Here is an 18258-nt window from a genome sequence, read left to right as displayed (position 1 = left end):
CTTAATAATTAAAAGTATGAAAAAACTATTCTATTTTTTGTGTGCAATAGCCAGCCTATTCACCATTCATTCGTGTACGAATGATATTTCTGAAGATTTTATCTCTCAAAAGAAGATCAAACTTACACAAGATGAAGTCTTCAGCATCTCCTATGAGGAAACAAAAGATTTGGAAGAGAAAACTCTTTTTGATATGGTAAATGCTTTTGCTAATCTGCAAAACGGAACAACAACAAGAAGCAATGCAACTTCATTTAAAATTGTAAAAGAGAGTTTCATAAATAAAGAGGGAGAATTCAAAGAACAAGAACAAGCAACAAGAGCCATCAACAATGACGATATTACATCAAAAATTTGTGAAATCGAATTTACCAATGGCTCTTCTATCGGTCGTGCTGTGGTTTCAGCAAATGCAAATTTCCCTGCAATCATAGCCTTCATTCCTAAATGTAGTAGTGAAAAAATGATGGAGCAAACAGGAGCTAGTAAACTATTACATGCTTCAAAAGCAAGTTATCTATATAATACAATAAAGATGAAAGAAGCTGTAGACTCTTTGCGGCTCCCAACACTTAAGAAGATTAGTAAAGAACTAGAAGTACCTATAAATGAAATTTCTTATGAGAAAGTCAAAGATAATATAGTTGTTATTGATGCAAAGCCTACAACAAGATCAACTGCTGTACAAATAGGAGATATAGAAATGCAAATTCTTGAAACATCTATTTTTCCACTCGTGAAAACTAACTGGGGACAAGAATTTCCCTACAATGGAGCGTTCGGTTATAATGATTTACTTGATTGGGTAAGAACAGAAAATGGGGGAAAAAATTATACTGCAGTTCCCGCAGGATGCGTGAACATTGCTATGGCCCAAATGATGACGTATACCCACCGTCGTAGAATTCCACAAATTTCATTTCCTAATCCTGATGGACATGGTAGCTTTATTCCGAATTGGGATCTAATGGCACAAACTCCTAAGATTGATGATCCAGGATCTAGTGAGAGAGGACGCGGTGATGCAGAGTGTCTAATAATTGATCTTTACCGCGAAAATCATACAACCTCAAAAAAAGATTGGGATGGTGCCGTCATTGCAAGCGAAGTTTCTGAAGTAAACATGTTAAAGACAATGAATAAATATTTTAACTACAAACCTAAAGCCTCTTTTAATGGTGATTTAGCATGGGCAGCATTACGTGCAGGACGCTTAATTATGATGTTAACCTCCGATCATGCCTTCATCATCTCTGGCATGTTAATAACTGAAAAATCCATAGTTACCCGCCAATTAGTGAAGAATAACGATGTATACTGGCATGCCAACTTAGGATGGGCAGACGAGTGTACAGGTTACTATAAATTAGACAGTAATGCCAATACGTGTTTTGAAGCCAAAGGTATTAAAGAATGGTGCTACAAAATGGATTACTTAAATAATATTTCCGTAAGATAAAAACAATATGCCAAAGAATAAATATTTCTTATACACACTTATTGCTTCATTTCTTCTTTTATCATGCACAGATACTAACGTTATCAGCAACTTTAATGAGAAAAACACAGAGAGCGATAAGATCATTTTAACCCCGGAGGAGTTTACCAGTATTGCGTATGATGCTCCCCAAGAACTATCTGACGAGGAAATAACCAATGTTATCTCTGATTTTAAGAATAATATAGAAACTAAAAAAGTAGCTACTACACGAAACTCAAAACTATCAAAAGTGGCTATTAAAAAGAAGTATTATATTACCCAAAATAACAATATTATTGAAACCATAACTACAACTCGTTCATCAATACCCAATGAACTCGCTGTACCTATATTTAATGTTGAGTTAGCCAACGATGATGGCAGCAAAAGTCTGGCAGTAGTATGTGGTGATGAAAGAATGCCCGAAGTCCTTTTCTATACAGACAATTATTGCCCAGATAGTGAAACTGATAATAGGATAGGTTACTTACTGGAAGTATCCAAAAAGAATATCCTTTTAGATATCCAACACATAGAAGATATAAAGTCTACTAAAAGAGATTCTACCCTCTATAAAATCGCCCAACAACTAAACATTCCCCAAAGAGAAGTATCTTATCAAAATATTAAAGACCAAATTATAACTACTGATGAAGTATCTACCAGAAATAATAATCCGGGAAATCCAGCCGGAGGTGTAGAAAAGCCCAAATCAGAAGTAGTAGGTTTTGTTAATCCCTTATCGAAAGTCGAATGGTCACAAAATACTCCATACAATTCTGCGATGCCTGTAATGATGATTTTTGATGACGTCAATAGCGAATATGAAGGGCATATAGTAGTAGGATGTGCTAATCTCGCAATAGGAATGTTATTTAGTATAATAAAACCTGCCATGTCTATAAAAGATAACCAAAAAGTAGATTGGAACTATGTGACTTCAGTAGATCATATTGTCAGTAAGCCATGGCAACCAGAATTAAGTTCACCACAAGATTTAATAGATATGATTTCCGGCTTATTGTATAAAATATATGTAGATACAGGCTCACACCCTGCATATGAAGATAAAGTATTGCAAGATATCGAAACAGGTAGTAAATACACAAAGTCCGTAATTACGCAAACAGAAACTTCTACTCCCAATATGATAAATTACTTAAGAAGCATGACTAATTTTTCGGGAGATCAAAAAACTAAATTTGACGGAAATCTTGCCAAGCAATCTTTATTTGAAAGAAAACCTGTTTTCCTATTTGGTTCAGGGCATATAGTAGATAAAGATGGTAATATAACTGGAAAACTTGGAGGGCATGCATGGTTAATAGATGGAGTGGTTATTACCAGACATCCTCGACGTGCAGGGTACTACCATTATTGGTCAGTAAATATTGGATGGGGAATAGGGTCTAAAGCTTATTTCAGAACAAGTAATGATTTGCAAGATTGTGATGTCATATTTAAGACAAAGAAAGAATATGTTGCATACTATACCCAAGAAATGACTATGTTATATAATATAACTAGAAAATAGCCCAGCAATGAGAATTAATATTTTTTTATTTATTGCATCATTACTCATATCTTCGTATGGTTGCTCTGAAGAACAACCATACGAAGTTGAAAAGAAATCAGTTTCTATATGGGAAGGAGTGACATCACACATCATCATAGAAACAGACTTAACAGAGCACAACTATAAATTAGAATCAGAAAATCAAGAAATTGCAACTGCAACTCTTGACGTAATGGGCGTATGCATCGCTACATACAAAAGTGGGAGCACCATGATACGACTGATTGATACTGACAATAATAAGATAGTATGTGAGATCTACGTATATGTAATATACTTCAACAGCTCGGAAATTATCAATTGGGGAATTCCGCTCGAAGGTCATCCTGGTTCTCCGGGAATAATAATAAAAGCAATAGATCTAAGGATCCCTCCAGAGATAGAAATTGAGTTACGAGAAAAAGAAAAGCCATTCATCGGTGCCACTTATACATTCAATCAAGAAACCAAAAAGTTCACAATGAAAACTGATTCGGGGATATTCAAAGAAGGTACATACGAATGGAATATTACCTCTTTAACCCTAATGTATGACGACAAAACAGAGAAATTCGGCTTCAAATTTGCTACAGGAATGTCACACGGATATATTCTACAAAGTGACAAAACATCAGAATATCAGCAACGATATCCTGATGCCGGTATCACAGAAGTAAAAGTTAATTATGTCTGGAAGGATAATGAAATAATTCAATTAGGAGGGCTTACATTTTGATCGATACAAAAGTAGATAGACAAGTGAAACTGTTATTTCTGATATTCTGTATATTTACAATTAGCTGCTCAAACGAAGACAAACTAAATTGTGAATCCATTGAATTAAGTAGCAACTCCATACATATTTTAGCAGGAGAAAAAAGAATTGTATATATATTGTCTGATTTAGAAAAATTCCAAATGGGGCTTGGATTACAGTCAGAGAATCCTCGAATAGCAACAGTTGAACCGCAAAATGATAGTAAGGCAATCCTAATCACAGGAAACAGTGTAGGAAACACTTCCATATATCTGCGTGACTTAAGAAATCCTGATAATTTAGCAGAGATTGAAGTTATTTCCGACTACCTTTCCGGAAAGTTCATAGAAAAAGGAGATTCCTCTAGCACTTGGATAAATGGTGGTGACCTGCACATTCGAGAAATAATAGAGAGCGAATTAAAAGAAATTGCCAAGAACCGAACGGGAATACTATACTCTTTTGATAAAGATACTAAAGCTGTGGAAATTGATTATTCTTCATCCGACTATGACAATAATAAAAAGGCCGGAACCTACGAGTGGGATAAAGACAGCCTTACCTTAAACTTTAACAACAACATATCTAAACACGGATTCACCGTAGTAAACGACCATGCAATTATCATTGTATTAGACTTTACTGAAAAGTATAAATCAAAATATCCGAATGCATCTGTAAGAGGTGCAAAAATCCAATGTTTTCTATCAGCAATTGAATAATTAAGTAAACAAGAACATTATGAGAAAAAACATATTTATATGTATCATTTTTGCTGTATCAATTTCAGCATGTACAGAGGAACTAGACAAAGAGATTAATATAAAAGCTAATAGTAGTCTTTATGATTTGTCAGAAAGTGAGGCACTTACAATTGCCAAAACGTTTCACGAATCTGTAACATCCGAACCACGAACTAGAGATAATAATACTGCATTTGGTATAAAAAGTACATATAGGCTACACGCTTCTGAAAAAACAAGAGCTTTATCAAGTGAAAAACTCCCCTTAATTTATGAAATAGAAATAAATAACGGTCCGGAGAATGGGAGAATTATTGTTTCCGGAGATAAAAGATTCCAAGAAGTACTCGCATATATACCGTCATTCAATGATTCAGTTTATCAAGTCTCCTTAGGACCGAATGTTATGATGCAAATGGCGAAGAATACTTTATTGGATAAAATCCAAAACTATAAGAACAAATTGTCTACACGTTCTTACCCTGTTGATCCTATACCAGGAGAAGTAAGTGTGATGATTGTACCTTTCTGTAGCACCCAATGGTCACAAAGTGCACCACACAATCGTTTATTACCCAAAGCATGGGTACAATATGCTGAAGGAGTCGGAAGTAGACCGGGATCGGCATGGTATGATAACTATTATACAGGAGAAGCCGTTATAAGCATTGCTCAAGCAATGGCATACCTACAACCATATATAAGTATTAACGGAGTGTATATGAATTGGGAAACATTAATTATGGAGAGAAACGACACAACACCCAAATGGTGGGAGTTAGCAGGAATTTTATCCAAATACATATATGACACTATTGGAACATATCCAGTATGGGGCAAAGCCTACGATGACAAATGGTCACAATCTTCTATTGTAAATGCTGTTGTTGCCATGGAAACTCCAACAAATAAAATATCCGCAGCTTTAAACTCTTCTCAATGTGGCCTGATTTGCGATAAAGATCAGAGTTGGAATCTAGATGTAGTGAAAAAGTCGCTACTTTCTCTATATCCTGTTTTAGTAGGAGATCAAAATAGGCTTGCTTTTCTAGTGGATGGTTATGCAATTAATGAAGATAACTCAACTTATCTCCATTGCAACTTTAGTAAAAACACAAATTTTGATGGATATTTCTTAGTTAATAATGACGGAAGAATTACATTTGAACTTAATGGATTAAAATATAAAGATGTAAATCTTGGGATAATCGCCAACATAAGAAACAAATAGATAAAAAACAAATGTATACAAATACAGATTACCCTTTCATCGTTTATCATGAAATCTATATCCAAGCCCCAACATCAGATTGTTGGGGTCTTTAAATTTACTCAACTGATATCCCACGTGTAGAAACAAATGACGGGTGACATAAGTCTTGAGAGCTAAAATCTGGTAAAACCCTTTCGTATCATCACCGCTGTATATCAGGTTCCTACCGACACCGACATTGATAGAGAAAACAGGCATCACCAGTTCTGCCCGAAGAGATACCCCCATGGCAAATTGCTTACGGAAAGGAGGACGATGAAACTTCAAATTGCTCGAGTAAAACTCGCCCACTCTATACTCCTTGAGATTGGCACTCTCATCATATTGCGCATCCGCAGAAAGCCCTGCCCGAAAATAGTTGTTGAAATTATACATCGGGGCGAAATTGATGCCCGCCACGCCGAACGAACCGGGAATCATACTCGATACATCGTCTCCAATCAGTCCCCTTTTGCGGGTGGCTCCGTAGATCACCAAGTCATAGCTGACATGAGGCTTTATAAAGAGCCGTCCGGGAGCGATGGAACCGAGCGACTCATCCGCGCCCAAAGTACGTACGATGCCGATTCTTCCTCCAATAACATTAAGGCCCCCATTAGGATAATGCGTGTTTCCGTTGGAAAAATGGGTAAGATCTACACCCGCCGCCAGTTTCCAGTACCTGTGAACTTGCCAGTTCAGCAAAAAGCCGAGATTGATGTATGCATTGATCTTGGAGCCAACCAGCACGTTTTGCGGATTGGATAGTTCGTCATATTTCTTCCAGCCAAAAGAAGCTCCGAAGTTCCATTCGTAATCAAGCGACAGACGGGGCGACAGTTGCGCGATACGTGACCCTTGAAAAGCGTATACCGACACCGGATTTCCCAATTCAACGGGACTAAAAAAGGTATGGTAGGAAACGCCAATACCCTGATAGGTATGAGGAAAGAGCCTGCCGAGATTGGATTCTTTACTGAATCTGAAAGCGTACTTGAGATGGAAGGAAAACGATTGGTCGATTTTCTTTTGCTGCACATTGTCTCCTTGCAGAAAACTATGGGTAGAAACGATATAGCCCGGACGGATGTCGAAGCCAAGCTGATGGCGGATCAGAGGATGGCTGACGCTGTCATTCCGTTGTCCGGTGATTGTCTGGGCTTCCAGATTTGCGTTGATTGCCGGATGTACCAGGAGGCAAAGGAGGCACAGCAACCGTATGGCGTTCCTATTTCTAATCATTGATATGCTAGTTATTGACAGGTTAGTTGTTGAAAGGGATATCCTTGTGTGTTATATGATATTTTACAGGCATTTCGCTATGCAACGTGCCGGTTACGATTCGTTGTTTCTTGGTTTTGGGGTGAGAAACATAGAGGGTATATCTCGTTTCCAACCAATCATACACCATCGATAAGGTGTAGTATCGAGAAGTCCGGGGAGGGATTATGTCTGCTTCCTGTTCCGTATTGGGACAAGACAACATTTGTTGCGCAGAAATGAACGGCGCCCGTTTGCCGTTCATCACTAAATATCCGTCTTTCATGCTTGGTATTTCCACAGTCAGACCGGCTTCGCCCAGTAGTTGAAAAGCTTCGGGCACATCGCTTTTAAATCTCATGAAATGATAAAAAGACTCGAAAGGAAAAAGCGTGTATGTAGACGAACCATCTGTTAAGTTATGAAAGGAGACGCCTTCTTTTTTCTCTATCCTGTTTTCCGGATCGTAAGAATATGCATCCAAAGAATAAATGATGCTGTCCATCACATATCTGTCTGTCGGAGAAATCTCGACATATATCTCTTGCCACTCATACTCGTTGCTCGCCCTGAGCTGGAATTGAAAAGGAGCGGAAAGGGCATTCTCGCCTACCGTTATCTTCACTTCTTCGGGATGAACGCGTTCGATGGTGAAATCAATCAACTCTCCGGTGCACACAATCTTTCCCAACCCGTTCAGCGATGGACCTTGGCCATTTGTTATCAGGCGATTGTCCGCGTCATATATTTTATATTGAATGGGAAAACCGAAGGCAATATACATCCAATCCCAATTGGATGCTGCAAATTGAATAGTGGCGACATCCCCGTTCCCATCCAACGTCAGTTCGGAATCGGAAGGACGAAAGTCGTCGACAAACACGTCTCCGTTACAACCATAAAACTCCCCCAGGATGAGAAGACAGACCGTCAGATATAGGAATCTTTTCATATTGTTTTTTCGCTTGTTCATTCTCTTTTATTCTCTACGGACAAAAGTAACATATATTTTCAGGAACAGCATACAAACCCGCATTAAGAAGTGTTATCATCACCTGATTAATTGTCGTTTTACAGTGGCGGACGCTAAAATGCAGCTAAAACAATATATGGCAAGCAAATGAAGAGAAGTTACTAATTAATCAAACAGTTCTTTCAATACCTCCAGTGATTTCAATGCCGGGAAGTCCGGCAGATGCAAGCGGTAATAATCATTCATAATTGTCAGGCAACGGGTACGCTCCGCACGGCTCATGCCAAAGAGATGCATTGTCTCATAGTTCATGCGCATCAGTTGACGGAGACGGGCAGCCTCTTCGGGATTGATATAAGAGGAATGTAGTTGGGGACGAATAGAAGTAAAGCAGGCATTCAATAAATCAAAGTAATCGCCGGTATGATAATCTTCCAGATTCGGATAAAGTCCCAAGAAACGGGAAAGACGCATCAGGAAAACCAGATGGAAATTGGCAAAACCGTCTTCACACTCGTCCAGCCAAATGATGGAATGTTGCAGATAAGCAAATAACGGGCGGTTCTCCGTCTCCTCCCGAACAGCCCTGTAAAGAAACTCCGACAGGAAAAGTGCCATTGAAGATTTATACGGATCATAAGGAATGGAAGAAAAAGGATAAAAGGATTTCGCTTCCTTCACACGATAGAGAGTTGCGTTGGGGCGATAGTCGGCCTCGAACTCAATAAAAGACAACGGCTGGAAAAGTACGGATTTTACAGCCGCTTTCCGCGAACGGGGTACTGCTACAAGGAAAGAAGCCCTGCCGGACAACTCTGTATACATATCCACAATGATAGATGTATCATTGTATTTTAATGTATGAAGAACTATTCCTTTCGTTTTTTGCAGCATAGCCGAATAATCTCGTTTTCAATCCGAAGCAAAGCTACAAAAAAAACACAAAATAATCGGAGACATCCGGCGTTAAATATCGCTTCCACTTCTTTATCTTTCGCGTACATGAAAGTTACAAAAGAAGTCACAAATAAACTGTTTTTTATTTCACTATATATAATAAGGTGGTAAGAAAACAGACTCTCTACTGTTTTTCACAGGAGAGAAGTTTTTTTTATAAAAAACGCAATCATATATTTCGCTGAATATCAACTAAAAAGAAAGGTACCTTTTAAAAAAAACACATATTCATTGAAAATTTTACTATAAATCATTTGTCAGTTTCAAAAAAGTTCCTACCTTTGCAACCGCAATCGAGAAACAAACACAGATTCGAGAAAGCAAAACGCAGAAATGCAACATAGGATGGCCCGTTCGTCTATCGGTTAGGACGCAAGATTTTCATTCTTGAAAGGGGGGTTCGATTCCCCCACGGGCTACAAGTTAAAAGAATAAAGAACTAAAAAAATAGATTAGTCGAGATGGCAAATCATAAATCATCACTGAAAAGAATCAGACAAGAAGAGACAAGAAGACTTCATAACAGATATTATGGCAAAACCATGAGAAATGCTGTTAGAAAGCTTCGTGCAACTACTGATAAAGCAGAAGCAGTTGCAATGTACCCAGGCATTACAAAGATGTTGGATAAGTTGGCTAAAGTGAATATCATTCACAAAAACAAAGCTAACAATCTGAAATCTAAGTTGGCTCTTTACATCAACAAGCTCGCTTAATAAGAAGAATTTAATAATTCTACATAGCACCTAGGCTGAACTTTTAAGTTCGGCCTTTCTTGTTTATAACCCATTGAATATCAAACCCATCAAGAATACAGAGAAACCGCCCGCATTCTTCATTTTTCACTGATTATTCTTCGTCAAGTCGACTATTTTCACTATATTTGCTCTGTTATTAAAGTTAGAAAGGCAATTATGAGCGAAGAACAAATCACTCCCAATAACGGGTCTTATTCTGCGGATAGTATCCAAGTATTGGAAGGTCTTGAAGCAGTAAGAAAACGCCCTGCGATGTACATTGGTGACATCAGCGTCAAGGGACTTCACCATTTGGTATACGAAATCGTTGACAACTCTATCGACGAAGCATTGGCCGGCTATTGCGACCATATCGAAGTAATAATCAACGAAGACAATTCAATCACAGTACAGGACAACGGACGCGGTATTCCGGTTGACTATCACGAGAAAGAAAAGAAGTCGGCACTGGAAGTTGCCATGACCGTACTGCATGCCGGAGGTAAATTCGACAAGGGTTCTTACAAAGTATCCGGAGGTTTGCACGGTGTAGGTATGTCGTGCGTAAACGCGTTGTCTACCCACATGACTACACAAGTATTCCGTAATGGTAAAATCTATCAGCAGGAATATGAGATCGGTAAACCGCTTTATTCTGTAAAAGAAGTCGGTACAGCTGACATCACAGGAACCCGCCAGCAATTCTGGCCGGATAATACCATCTTTACTGAAACGGTATACGACTACAAGATTCTGGCTTCACGCCTGCGCGAATTGGCTTATCTGAACGCTGGTCTCCGTATCTCCCTGACTGACCGCCGGGTTGTGAACGAAGACGGAAGTTTCAAGGGCGAACAGTTCTATTCAGAAGAAGGCTTGAGAGAGTTCGTGCGTTTTATCGAGTCTTCACGCGAGCACTTGATTAACGATGTTATCTATCTGAACTCGGAAAAGCAGGGAATTCCTATTGAAGTGGCTATCATGTACAATACCGGATTCTCCGAAAACGTTCACTCATACGTCAACAATATCAACACCATTGAAGGTGGTACACACTTGGCAGGTTTCCGCCGTGCGCTGACTCGTACGTTGAAGAAATACGCCGAAGACAGCAAGATGCTGGAAAAGGTGAAAGTTGAAATCTCGGGAGATGACTTCCGTGAAGGTTTGACTGCTGTTATTTCTGTAAAGGTGGCTGAACCACAGTTTGAAGGACAGACTAAAACGAAGTTGGGTAACAACGAAGTGATGGGTGCTGTTGACCAGGCAGTGGGCGAAGTATTAACATATTATCTGGAAGAACATCCGAAGGAAGCAAAAACGATTGTTGACAAAGTGATTCTTGCCGCTACCGCACGTCACGCCGCAAGAAAAGCCCGTGAAATGGTACAACGCAAGTCACCGATGTCAGGTGGTGGCCTGCCGGGTAAGTTGGCCGACTGTTCGGATAAGGATCCTTCAAAATGTGAATTGTTCCTCGTCGAGGGAGACTCGGCAGGTGGTACTGCCAAGCAGGGACGTAACCGTATGTTCCAGGCTATTCTCCCATTACGCGGTAAGATTCTGAACGTAGAAAAAGCCATGTATCACAAAGCTCTGGAAAGTGATGAAATCCGCAATATCTACACAGCTCTCGGTGTGACTATCGGAACTGACGAAGACAGCAAAGAAGCAAACATACAGAAGTTGCGTTATCATAAGATCATCATCATGACCGATGCCGACGTCGATGGTTCTCACATCGACACACTGATCATGACGTTCTTCTTCCGTTACATGCCGCAAGTTATCCAGAACGGTTATCTGTACATCGCCACTCCCCCGCTCTACCTCTGCAAAAAGGGTAAAGTAGAAGAGTATTGCTGGACAGACGCACAACGCCAAAAGTTTATTGACACTTACGGTGGTGGTTCAGAAAATGCAATTCATACACAACGTTACAAAGGTTTGGGTGAAATGAACGCCCAGCAGTTGTGGGAAACTACTATGGACCCTGAAAACCGTATGCTGAAGCAAGTAAATATTGACAACGCCGCAGAAGCCGATTATATCTTCTCTATGTTGATGGGTGAAGATGTAGGGCCGCGCCGCGAGTTTATTGAAGAGAATGCAACGTATGCAAATATCGATACATAATCTAAATAACACGTTTTTATAAACCAACCTCACATCTTACAACGAGGAAACGCCGATGGCGAAGGAACATCCTTCGATCGGCGTTTTTCTTTTATCTAAAGGAGCTTTCATGTTCGAATAGTTCAACTGCCTATCTCTTAATAAAACCTAACAGCGGAAACGTTTTCCAGACAAAATCACTATCTTGCATAAAAAGCAAAGAAAACATAACTATGAAAATGAAAACTACTGCACCCAATCCGTTATTTGCAAAGATCAGGCTGTTTCTTATTGTACTGACTTCCTGCGTAATCGCGACTTGTATCTTCTTGATTATTATCCATCCGGAAGCATGGATTATGCCGGCATGCGGAATCATAATCGCATTGTGCATTTTGCTATATCAGCTATATTGCATACGCAAGAACCGGAAGAGAATTTAAATATATTTCTGCTTTTTCAGTTCTTCAGCAACAGCAACCAGCTCTTTGTACCATTCTTCACCGAACTTACGGATTAAAGGCTCTTTCAAAAACTGATATACGGGAAGATTCTCTTTTTTCCCTAGCAAAACCGCTGCCTTACATACATCCCAACGATTGTAATTTACCGCTTTATAAGGCCCGTAATCGCCAATCCGGATAGGATAAAGATGACAAGAAACCGGTTTATAGAAGTCTGTTTTCCCCTCCCGATAAGCCTTCTCGATAGCGCAGTAGCAGCAACCATTCTCATCGTAGCAGGTAAACACACAGTCCTTATTATTAACAATAGAAGTCACCAGATCGCCTTCCTGATCCGTATATACCACTCCTTGCTCTTCAATCACCGCACGTGCTTCCGGAGCCAGTTCATCCCAAATAATCGGCAAAACTTCTTCCAACTCCATCACCTCGTCCAGCTCTACCGGAGCACCGGCATCACCTTCAACGCAACAAGCCCCCTTGCAGGCGCCCAGATCGCAAAGGAACTTCTCCTGAAATACATCAAGAGACACTACTACATCACCTATTTGTATCATTTTAAACCTTATGTGAGACAAAAAGGGCGGAGTTCTACTCCGCCCTCCCAATTATAGAAATCTAAATTACTTAATCAAAACGTTTCCGTCCATTTCAGCCGGAACAGTCAGCCCCATAATTTTCAGAATAGTCGGAGCAACATCTGCCAAACGGCCATCCTCTACTTTCGCAGCCTTGTTCTCTGTCACGTAAACGCAAGGAACAGGGTTCAAAGAGTGAGCTGTGTTCGGAGTACCGTCTTCGTTCAAAGCATGATCAGCATTACCATGATCGGCAATGATAATTGCTTCGTAATCTTGTGCTTTAGCTGCTTCAATTACATCTTTCACGCAAGCGTCTACAGCAACAACCGCTTTCTCGATTGCTTCGTAAATACCGGTATGACCAACCATGTCACCGTTAGCGAAATTCACTACAATGAAATCATATTTGTTCTCGTTGATGGCAGCCACCAATTTATCTTTTACTTCGAAAGCGCTCATTTCCGGCTTCAAGTCGTAAGTAGCAACCTTTGGAGAAGGAACAAGGATACGTTCTTCATTGTCGAACGGAGTTTCACGTCCACCGTTGAAGAAGAATGTTACGTGAGCATACTTTTCTGTTTCAGCGATATGAAGTTGACTCAAGCCTTTGGAAGCAAGATATTCGCCCAATGTGTTGGATACGTTTTCTTTGTCGAACAAGATATGAACACCTTTGAAAGATGCATCATACGGAGTCATACAGTAATATTGCAAACCTGGGATGGTATGCATGCCAGCTTCCGGCATATCTTGTTGAGTCAGTACGACAGTCAACTCTTTGGCACGGTCGTTACGGTAGTTGAAGAAGATCACTACATCACCTTCTTTGATTGTTCCGTCGCAGTTAGCGTTTACAATCGGTTTGATGAATTCGTCTGTCACGCCTTCGTCGTAAGATTCTTGCATTGCCTGAACCATATCAGTAGCTTTCTTACCTACACCGTTTACGAGCAGGTCGTATGCTTCTTTTACACGCTCCCAACGCTTGTCACGGTCCATAGCGTAATAACGGCCGATGATAGAAGCAATCTTGCCAGCTGATTTCTCGCAGTGTGCAGAAAGTTCTTCGATAAAACCTTTACCACTTTTCGGGTCAGTATCGCGACCATCCATGAAACAGTGGATAAATGTATTGTTGATGTTGTATTCTTTTGCGATATCGCAAAGTTTGAAGAGATGAACGAGTGAGCTGTGTACACCACCGTTAGAAGTCAGCCCCATAAAGTGAACACTCTTGCCGTTTTCTTTTGCATAAGAGAAAGCTGAAACGATTTCAGGATTTTTCATGATGCTGTTGTCCGCACATGCACGATTGATTTTCACCAAATCCTGATAAACTACGCGTCCGGCACCGATATTCAAGTGACCTACTTCCGAGTTACCCATCTGTCCGTCAGGTAAACCTACGTTTTCACCGCTTGCCTGAAGTTGAGAGTGAGGATAAGTACTCATCAGATAATCCCAATAAGGAGTGGGAGTGTTGAAGATTACGTCGTCTTTCTTTTGGTCACCTAATCCCCAACCATCGAGGATCATTAAAAGGGCTTTCTTACTCATAATATTTCAATATTTAAATTATCACACTGATTTTCGGGCGCAAAGGTACAAAAAAGATAGTTACGTAAACGTTTAATCTATGTTAAGTTACAAGGCAGAAGTGTATCAGGCTATGGGTCTTTTTCTTACTTTGTAAAACAACTTTCAAGCTGTCTATCGAAAAAACCGATACAAAAGGCGGAACCTACTTCATTTTTCCGTACCTTTGCATCGCTTTTAAATTAAAATCATAGAAATATGGACGATTCAAACCCGCGAACGTGCACAACTAGTATTAATTAAAGCGAACAGAGTCATTGAAAACTGATGCCTCTGCTCGTGTCAAACAAACGAAAGGAGGCAATAAGATGAGAACGTATCTTTATTGTGAGGCTGGCTTTGTGGAAAAAGCACAATGGCTTCCCAACAGCTGGGTAAATGTAGTATGCCCAAACAATGATGACTTTGAATTTCTAACTCAAACTCTCAACGTACCCGAATCATTTCTTAATGATATAGCCGATACGGACGAACGTCCGCGTACGGATACGGAAGGTAACTGGTTGTTGACAATTCTCCGCATCCCGGTAGTGAACAAACAGAATGGCAGCCTGCCTTTCGACACTGTACCGATTGGAATTATCACTAATAACGAGATTATTGTGTCTGTCTGTTATCACAACACGGATTTGTTACCGGATTTCATAGAGCATACCCGTCGAAAAGGGATCGTTGTACGCAACAAGCTGGATCTGATTTTTCGGTTAATCTATTCTTCTGCTGTGTGGTTCCTGAAATATCTAAAGCAGATAAACATAGACATCAGTGCCGCGGAAAAGGAATTGGAACGAAGTATCCGTAACGAGGATTTACTTCGCCTGATGAGACTGCAGAAAACACTTGTCTACTTCAATACTTCCATCCGTGGAAATGAAGTGATGATCGGTAAGTTAAGGACTATTTTTCAGGATACGGATTATCTGGACACAGAATTAGTGGAGGATGTGATTATCGAGCTGAAACAGGCACTCAATACGGTAAATATTTACAGCGATATCCTCACAGGAACAATGGATGCCTTTGCCTCTATTATCTCCAACAATGTGAATACGATCATGAAACGTATGACAAGTCTGTCCATCGTCCTGATGCTTCCGACATTGATTGCCAGTTTTTATGGCATGAATGTGGACATTCACCTGGAAGAAGTGCCCTTTGCTTTCTCTTTGATCGTGCTCTTCTCCATCGGATTGTCAACGCTTGCGTTTGTGATATTCCGGAAGATTAAGTGGTTCTAAAAGGCGGAACATAAAAAAACAGCTTACCATCTATGATCCTTTACAAGGATTCTTTATGACGGTAAGCTGTAATTATACGTTTTTTATTCTATAGAGAATTAATTAAAAGAGAATGTTTAGAGAGAGAAATTAAAATATTTTATCCTTCTTTATTTGCTTTTTTTCCACCTAACGGAATAGATACTCCAACAAATCCGTTAACAGAGTTAGAGTTCTTTCCTAAGAACATATAGTCAGTTCCGACAAACAGAGGACCTAACTTCAAACCCAGACCGAAAGATTTACCGGCTGACTGGATTGCTGAATAGCTAAGCGCTACATTGAACCAGCTTTTCGGACGATAGTTTGCGGAGAATGTTAATTCTGTAAGAGCATCAGGCTGTACAAAACGAGTTGTTGACAATACACCGACTGCTAATTTGTTATTGAAGAATCCGTATTCTGCACCTAATACTAATGTAGAAGCAAGACGGGATTTACGAGATTCTCTAGCATCACCTACTTCAAGTTGCAACATGTCATAGTCAAGTACATCACCATTCGTTACACGGTCCATATATCCTTGAGCGTCAGTCTGCAACTGATTTACAGCGTTCATAACAGTATTCGGATCATCCGGATCAACCATATTTGCATAGGTACTCCCTTTAATATCAATCGGATCTGGGTTAGCTGAGGCAATTTTTGTGCTTGATTTTGACCAAGAAATAAAACCTAAATCAAGAACAGATGCAGACACTGTCAGATTATCCAATATTTTATAAGAAGCTCCCAAGTCGATACCAAAGCCATAACCTGCAATACCCAATTTACCACTGTCAAAGTCGAAATCTGTTACATAGTCTTTACCTTCTTCTTCTTTCAATTCCAGACCTTTGAAAGAACTTTTCAGTTCTGCGCCAACAGTCAAGTTTGCATGATAATTATTAAACTTATCCTTTAATTCCTGTGCTGCTTGTACTGCCTGTGAAGGAGTCATAGAACTCCAATAACTCTCACTTGACCATTGATTTATTTGTTGGTCGCTAGGTAAATTAGCATTCATCGCAACTTTATTAAGTTTCAACTCCATGTTGCCAATACCCAATAATGCTTTCACTCTAGCACCAACAGTCAAACGGCTGTTAATCTGACGTGAAAGTCCTAAACCGACTTCCGTATAAGCATTAATATTCAATTGCTGACCACTAATATCATAGTTACTGTTTCTCCAGTTTTCTTCAACTGTTTCCATCTCATTCAAGAAGGTAAACATATTCTTAGTCAAGTTAGCACCGATATCTGTACGCAGACCGATATTGAATGACCAGAAGTTCTTGCCTTTGTACCATCCTGCAGAAAGAATCTCTGTACTGAAGTTCACATTCAGCTTATTATTATCTTTCAGACGGTTCATGAAATCCGGTTTAGTATAGAAATCGTCACCATCATCAATAATATCGATGATATCCTGATAGCCTAATGAAGTAGAACCGACAGTTGCATTAACTGCACCAATTACTGGAAGGTTGAAGTAACCTTTTGTCGGTGTTAAAGCCGGATTCAGTTGTTGACGATAGTGTGTACCTTCCATAAAATAGGAAGTACGTAAAAACTGTGCATTTGCGGAAAAAGTGCAAACCAACATAATAAAAAATACCCCAATGAGTTTAGAAGACCACAATAGTTTGTTCGTTGCCATGATTTTAAACTTTTTAATTCTTATTATTGTTTGCAAAGATATAGTATTTCAATAACAAATAAAAGCACTAGGCAACACTTTTTCAGCCTAAACAGAACAATTTCAAGGTTATCCGTAACAAAATCGTGCTTATTCTGCAAAAAAATGTAGAATGTTTGTGCAAAATGAAACAAAGCAACTTTAGAAGTTTAAAGTTAGCTGTCCGTCTCCTAATAGATTGAATGTCATTCGATGGTAAGGGGTGGTTCCACGTTCGGCAATGGCGGCGCGATGTTTTTTAGTTGGGTAGCCTTTATTGTGATCCCAATCATAATAAGGAAACTCGTCGTGGAGACGGTTCATATAATCGTCTCTGTATGTCTTGGCTAAAATAGAAGCCGCAGCTATTGAAAGATATTTCCCGTCTCCTTTCACTACTGTGGTATGGGGGACGCCGGGATATTTAGTGAAACGATTTCCGTCGATCAGTAAATGTTGTGGGCGGGTAGTCAGCTGATCCACTGCACGATGCATGGCCAAGAAAGAAGCCCGCAGGATATTTATTTCATCAATTTCTTCCGGTGACACGATGCCGACTGCCCAAGCTATCGCCTCCTTCTCTATTACCTCACGCAGTGCATTACGTTGTTTTTCCGTCAGTTGCTTGGAATCATTCAACAGTTCATTCTTAAAATCCTTCGGAAGAATAACCGCAGCAGCGTATACCGCTCCTGCCAAACATCCACGACCGGCCTCATCACATCCGGCTTCAATCAGATTCTCGTTTAAGTAAGGTAATAACATATTTATCGCTTCTATTTTGACACAAAGGTAATTCAAATTAAAAAAGGAGACTTGTTTTGTCTCCTTTTTCTTACTTCTTTCCTGCT

16 protein-coding genes and 1 tRNA gene are annotated in these 18258 nt (G+C 39.7%); 10 read left to right on the top strand and 7 right to left on the bottom strand.

From position 1 onward, the window contains the following. The first annotated feature begins 16 nt into the window (after positions 1-16). The 5 genes from GD631_RS06145 to GD631_RS06125 are packed head-to-tail and all read left to right on the top strand — an operon-like array spanning position 17 to position 5766. Positions 17-1459 carry a C10 family peptidase gene (locus tag GD631_RS06145; RefSeq protein ID WP_143256823.1) on the top strand — a complete coding sequence of 481 codons (1443 nt, stop codon included), beginning with the start codon at positions 17-19 and terminating at the stop codon, positions 1457-1459. 7 nt (positions 1460-1466) lie between these two features. Further along, positions 1467-3014, top strand: a complete 1548-nt coding sequence (locus GD631_RS06140; RefSeq protein ID WP_117684397.1) for a C10 family peptidase — start codon at positions 1467-1469, stop codon at positions 3012-3014. 7 nt (positions 3015-3021) lie between these two features. Then, positions 3022-3771 carry a hypothetical protein gene (locus GD631_RS06135; RefSeq protein WP_143256822.1) on the top strand — a complete coding sequence of 250 codons (750 nt, stop codon included), beginning with the start codon at positions 3022-3024 and terminating at the stop codon, positions 3769-3771. 23 nt (positions 3772-3794) lie between these two features. Continuing rightward, positions 3795-4514 (top strand): hypothetical protein, encoded by a 720-nt coding sequence (locus tag GD631_RS06130; RefSeq protein ID WP_143256821.1) that lies wholly within the window; start codon positions 3795-3797, stop codon positions 4512-4514. Positions 4515-4533: 19 nt separating this feature from the next. Further along, complete coding sequence (locus GD631_RS06125) at positions 4534-5766, top strand: C10 family peptidase (protein ID WP_143256820.1); 1233 nt, start codon at positions 4534-4536, stop codon at positions 5764-5766. 36 nt (positions 5767-5802) lie between these two features. Here the strand turns inward: GD631_RS06125 and GD631_RS06120 are convergent, their stop codons facing one another. The 3 genes from GD631_RS06120 to recO all read right to left on the bottom strand — a co-directional run bounded on the left by GD631_RS06120 (position 5803) and on the right by recO (position 8914). After that, entirely contained in the window at positions 5803-7029 is a 1227-nt protein-coding gene (locus GD631_RS06120) for an acyloxyacyl hydrolase (RefSeq protein WP_143256819.1), read from the bottom strand. A 22-nt stretch (positions 7030-7051) separates the two neighbouring features. Continuing rightward, positions 7052-7999: a hypothetical protein gene (locus GD631_RS06115; RefSeq protein ID WP_143256818.1), complete on the bottom strand. Its 948-nt coding sequence runs from the start codon at positions 7997-7999 to the stop codon at positions 7052-7054. A gap of 186 nt (positions 8000-8185) precedes the next feature. Further along, entirely contained in the window at positions 8186-8914 is a 729-nt protein-coding gene (recO, locus tag GD631_RS06110; protein ID WP_143256817.1) for a DNA repair protein RecO, read from the bottom strand. A 410-nt stretch (positions 8915-9324) separates the two neighbouring features. Between recO and GD631_RS06105 the strand changes: the two genes are divergently transcribed. From GD631_RS06105 to GD631_RS06090, 4 genes are all read left to right on the top strand, one after another. Beyond that, a tRNA-Glu gene (locus tag GD631_RS06105) sits at positions 9325-9396 on the top strand. A 42-nt stretch (positions 9397-9438) separates the two neighbouring features. Beyond that, complete coding sequence (gene rpsT, locus GD631_RS06100) at positions 9439-9693, top strand: 30S ribosomal protein S20 (RefSeq protein ID WP_004309474.1); 255 nt, start codon at positions 9439-9441, stop codon at positions 9691-9693. 198 nt (positions 9694-9891) lie between these two features. Further along, positions 9892-11850 carry a DNA topoisomerase (ATP-hydrolyzing) subunit B gene (gyrB, locus tag GD631_RS06095; protein ID WP_143256816.1) on the top strand — a complete coding sequence of 653 codons (1959 nt, stop codon included), beginning with the start codon at positions 9892-9894 and terminating at the stop codon, positions 11848-11850. Positions 11851-12062: 212 nt separating this feature from the next. After that, positions 12063-12272 carry a hypothetical protein gene (locus GD631_RS06090; protein WP_008770429.1) on the top strand — a complete coding sequence of 70 codons (210 nt, stop codon included), beginning with the start codon at positions 12063-12065 and terminating at the stop codon, positions 12270-12272. Here the strand turns inward: GD631_RS06090 and GD631_RS06085 are convergent. Both GD631_RS06085 and gpmI read right to left on the bottom strand, forming a co-directional pair. Then, positions 12269-12850, bottom strand: coding sequence for a DUF3109 family protein (locus GD631_RS06085; protein WP_143256814.1), 582 nt, complete (start codon positions 12848-12850; stop codon positions 12269-12271). The genes GD631_RS06090 and GD631_RS06085 overlap by 4 nt on opposite strands. A gap of 66 nt (positions 12851-12916) precedes the next feature. After that, a complete protein-coding gene (gene gpmI, locus GD631_RS06080; protein ID WP_143256813.1) occupies positions 12917-14431 on the bottom strand; it encodes a 2,3-bisphosphoglycerate-independent phosphoglycerate mutase in 1515 nt (504 codons plus the stop codon). 347 nt (positions 14432-14778) lie between these two features. On the opposite strand from gpmI, the gene GD631_RS06075 reads away from it, so the two are divergent. Then, a complete protein-coding gene (locus GD631_RS06075; protein ID WP_008770430.1) occupies positions 14779-15708 on the top strand; it encodes a magnesium transporter CorA family protein in 930 nt (309 codons plus the stop codon). Between the two features lie 139 nt (positions 15709-15847). Here GD631_RS06075 and GD631_RS06070 read toward each other — a convergent pair whose 3' ends face one another. Together GD631_RS06070 and GD631_RS06065 are read right to left on the bottom strand one after the other, a co-directional pair. Continuing rightward, positions 15848-17389 (bottom strand): DUF5723 family protein, encoded by a 1542-nt coding sequence (locus tag GD631_RS06070; RefSeq protein ID WP_143256812.1) that lies wholly within the window; start codon positions 17387-17389, stop codon positions 15848-15850. Positions 17390-17569: 180 nt separating this feature from the next. Further along, the gene (locus GD631_RS06065; RefSeq protein WP_143256811.1) at positions 17570-18172 is read right to left on the bottom strand and encodes a ribonuclease HII; all 603 of its coding nucleotides are present in this window, start codon (positions 18170-18172) and stop codon (positions 17570-17572) included. Between the last annotated feature and the right edge of the window lie 86 nt (positions 18173-18258).

It is taken from the genome of Bacteroides luhongzhouii (assembly GCF_009193295.2).
Taxonomy (GTDB): domain Bacteria; phylum Bacteroidota; class Bacteroidia; order Bacteroidales; family Bacteroidaceae; genus Bacteroides; species Bacteroides luhongzhouii.
Note: the sequence above shows the minus strand (reverse complement) of the source record. Positions and strands in the feature narration are given on the sequence as shown.

What these genes read in the sequence shown, in the direction of transcription:
- recO (WP_143256817.1), bottom strand. Translation starts at nt 8,914, where the DNA reads ATGCTGCAAAAAACGAAAGGAATAGTTCTTCATACATTAAAATACAAT.
- GD631_RS06065 (WP_143256811.1), bottom strand. Translation starts at nt 18,172, where the DNA reads ATGTTATTACCTTACTTAAACGAGAATCTGATTGAAGCCGGATGTGAT.
- gpmI (WP_143256813.1), bottom strand. Translation starts at nt 14,431, where the DNA reads ATGAGTAAGAAAGCCCTTTTAATGATCCTCGATGGTTGGGGATTAGGT.
- GD631_RS06090 (WP_008770429.1), top strand. Translation starts at nt 12,063, where the DNA reads ATGAAAATGAAAACTACTGCACCCAATCCGTTATTTGCAAAGATCAGG.
- rpsT (WP_004309474.1), top strand. Translation starts at nt 9,439, where the DNA reads ATGGCAAATCATAAATCATCACTGAAAAGAATCAGACAAGAAGAGACA.
- GD631_RS06145 (WP_143256823.1), top strand. Translation starts at nt 17, where the DNA reads ATGAAAAAACTATTCTATTTTTTGTGTGCAATAGCCAGCCTATTCACC.
- GD631_RS06085 (WP_143256814.1), bottom strand. Translation starts at nt 12,850, where the DNA reads ATGATACAAATAGGTGATGTAGTAGTGTCTCTTGATGTATTTCAGGAG.
- GD631_RS06140 (WP_117684397.1), top strand. Translation starts at nt 1,467, where the DNA reads ATGCCAAAGAATAAATATTTCTTATACACACTTATTGCTTCATTTCTT.
- GD631_RS06125 (WP_143256820.1), top strand. Translation starts at nt 4,534, where the DNA reads ATGAGAAAAAACATATTTATATGTATCATTTTTGCTGTATCAATTTCA.
- GD631_RS06070 (WP_143256812.1), bottom strand. Translation starts at nt 17,389, where the DNA reads ATGGCAACGAACAAACTATTGTGGTCTTCTAAACTCATTGGGGTATTT.
- gyrB (WP_143256816.1), top strand. Translation starts at nt 9,892, where the DNA reads ATGAGCGAAGAACAAATCACTCCCAATAACGGGTCTTATTCTGCGGAT.
- GD631_RS06075 (WP_008770430.1), top strand. Translation starts at nt 14,779, where the DNA reads ATGAGAACGTATCTTTATTGTGAGGCTGGCTTTGTGGAAAAAGCACAA.
- GD631_RS06115 (WP_143256818.1), bottom strand. Translation starts at nt 7,999, where the DNA reads ATGAAAAGATTCCTATATCTGACGGTCTGTCTTCTCATCCTGGGGGAG.
- GD631_RS06120 (WP_143256819.1), bottom strand. Translation starts at nt 7,029, where the DNA reads ATGATTAGAAATAGGAACGCCATACGGTTGCTGTGCCTCCTTTGCCTC.
- GD631_RS06135 (WP_143256822.1), top strand. Translation starts at nt 3,022, where the DNA reads ATGAGAATTAATATTTTTTTATTTATTGCATCATTACTCATATCTTCG.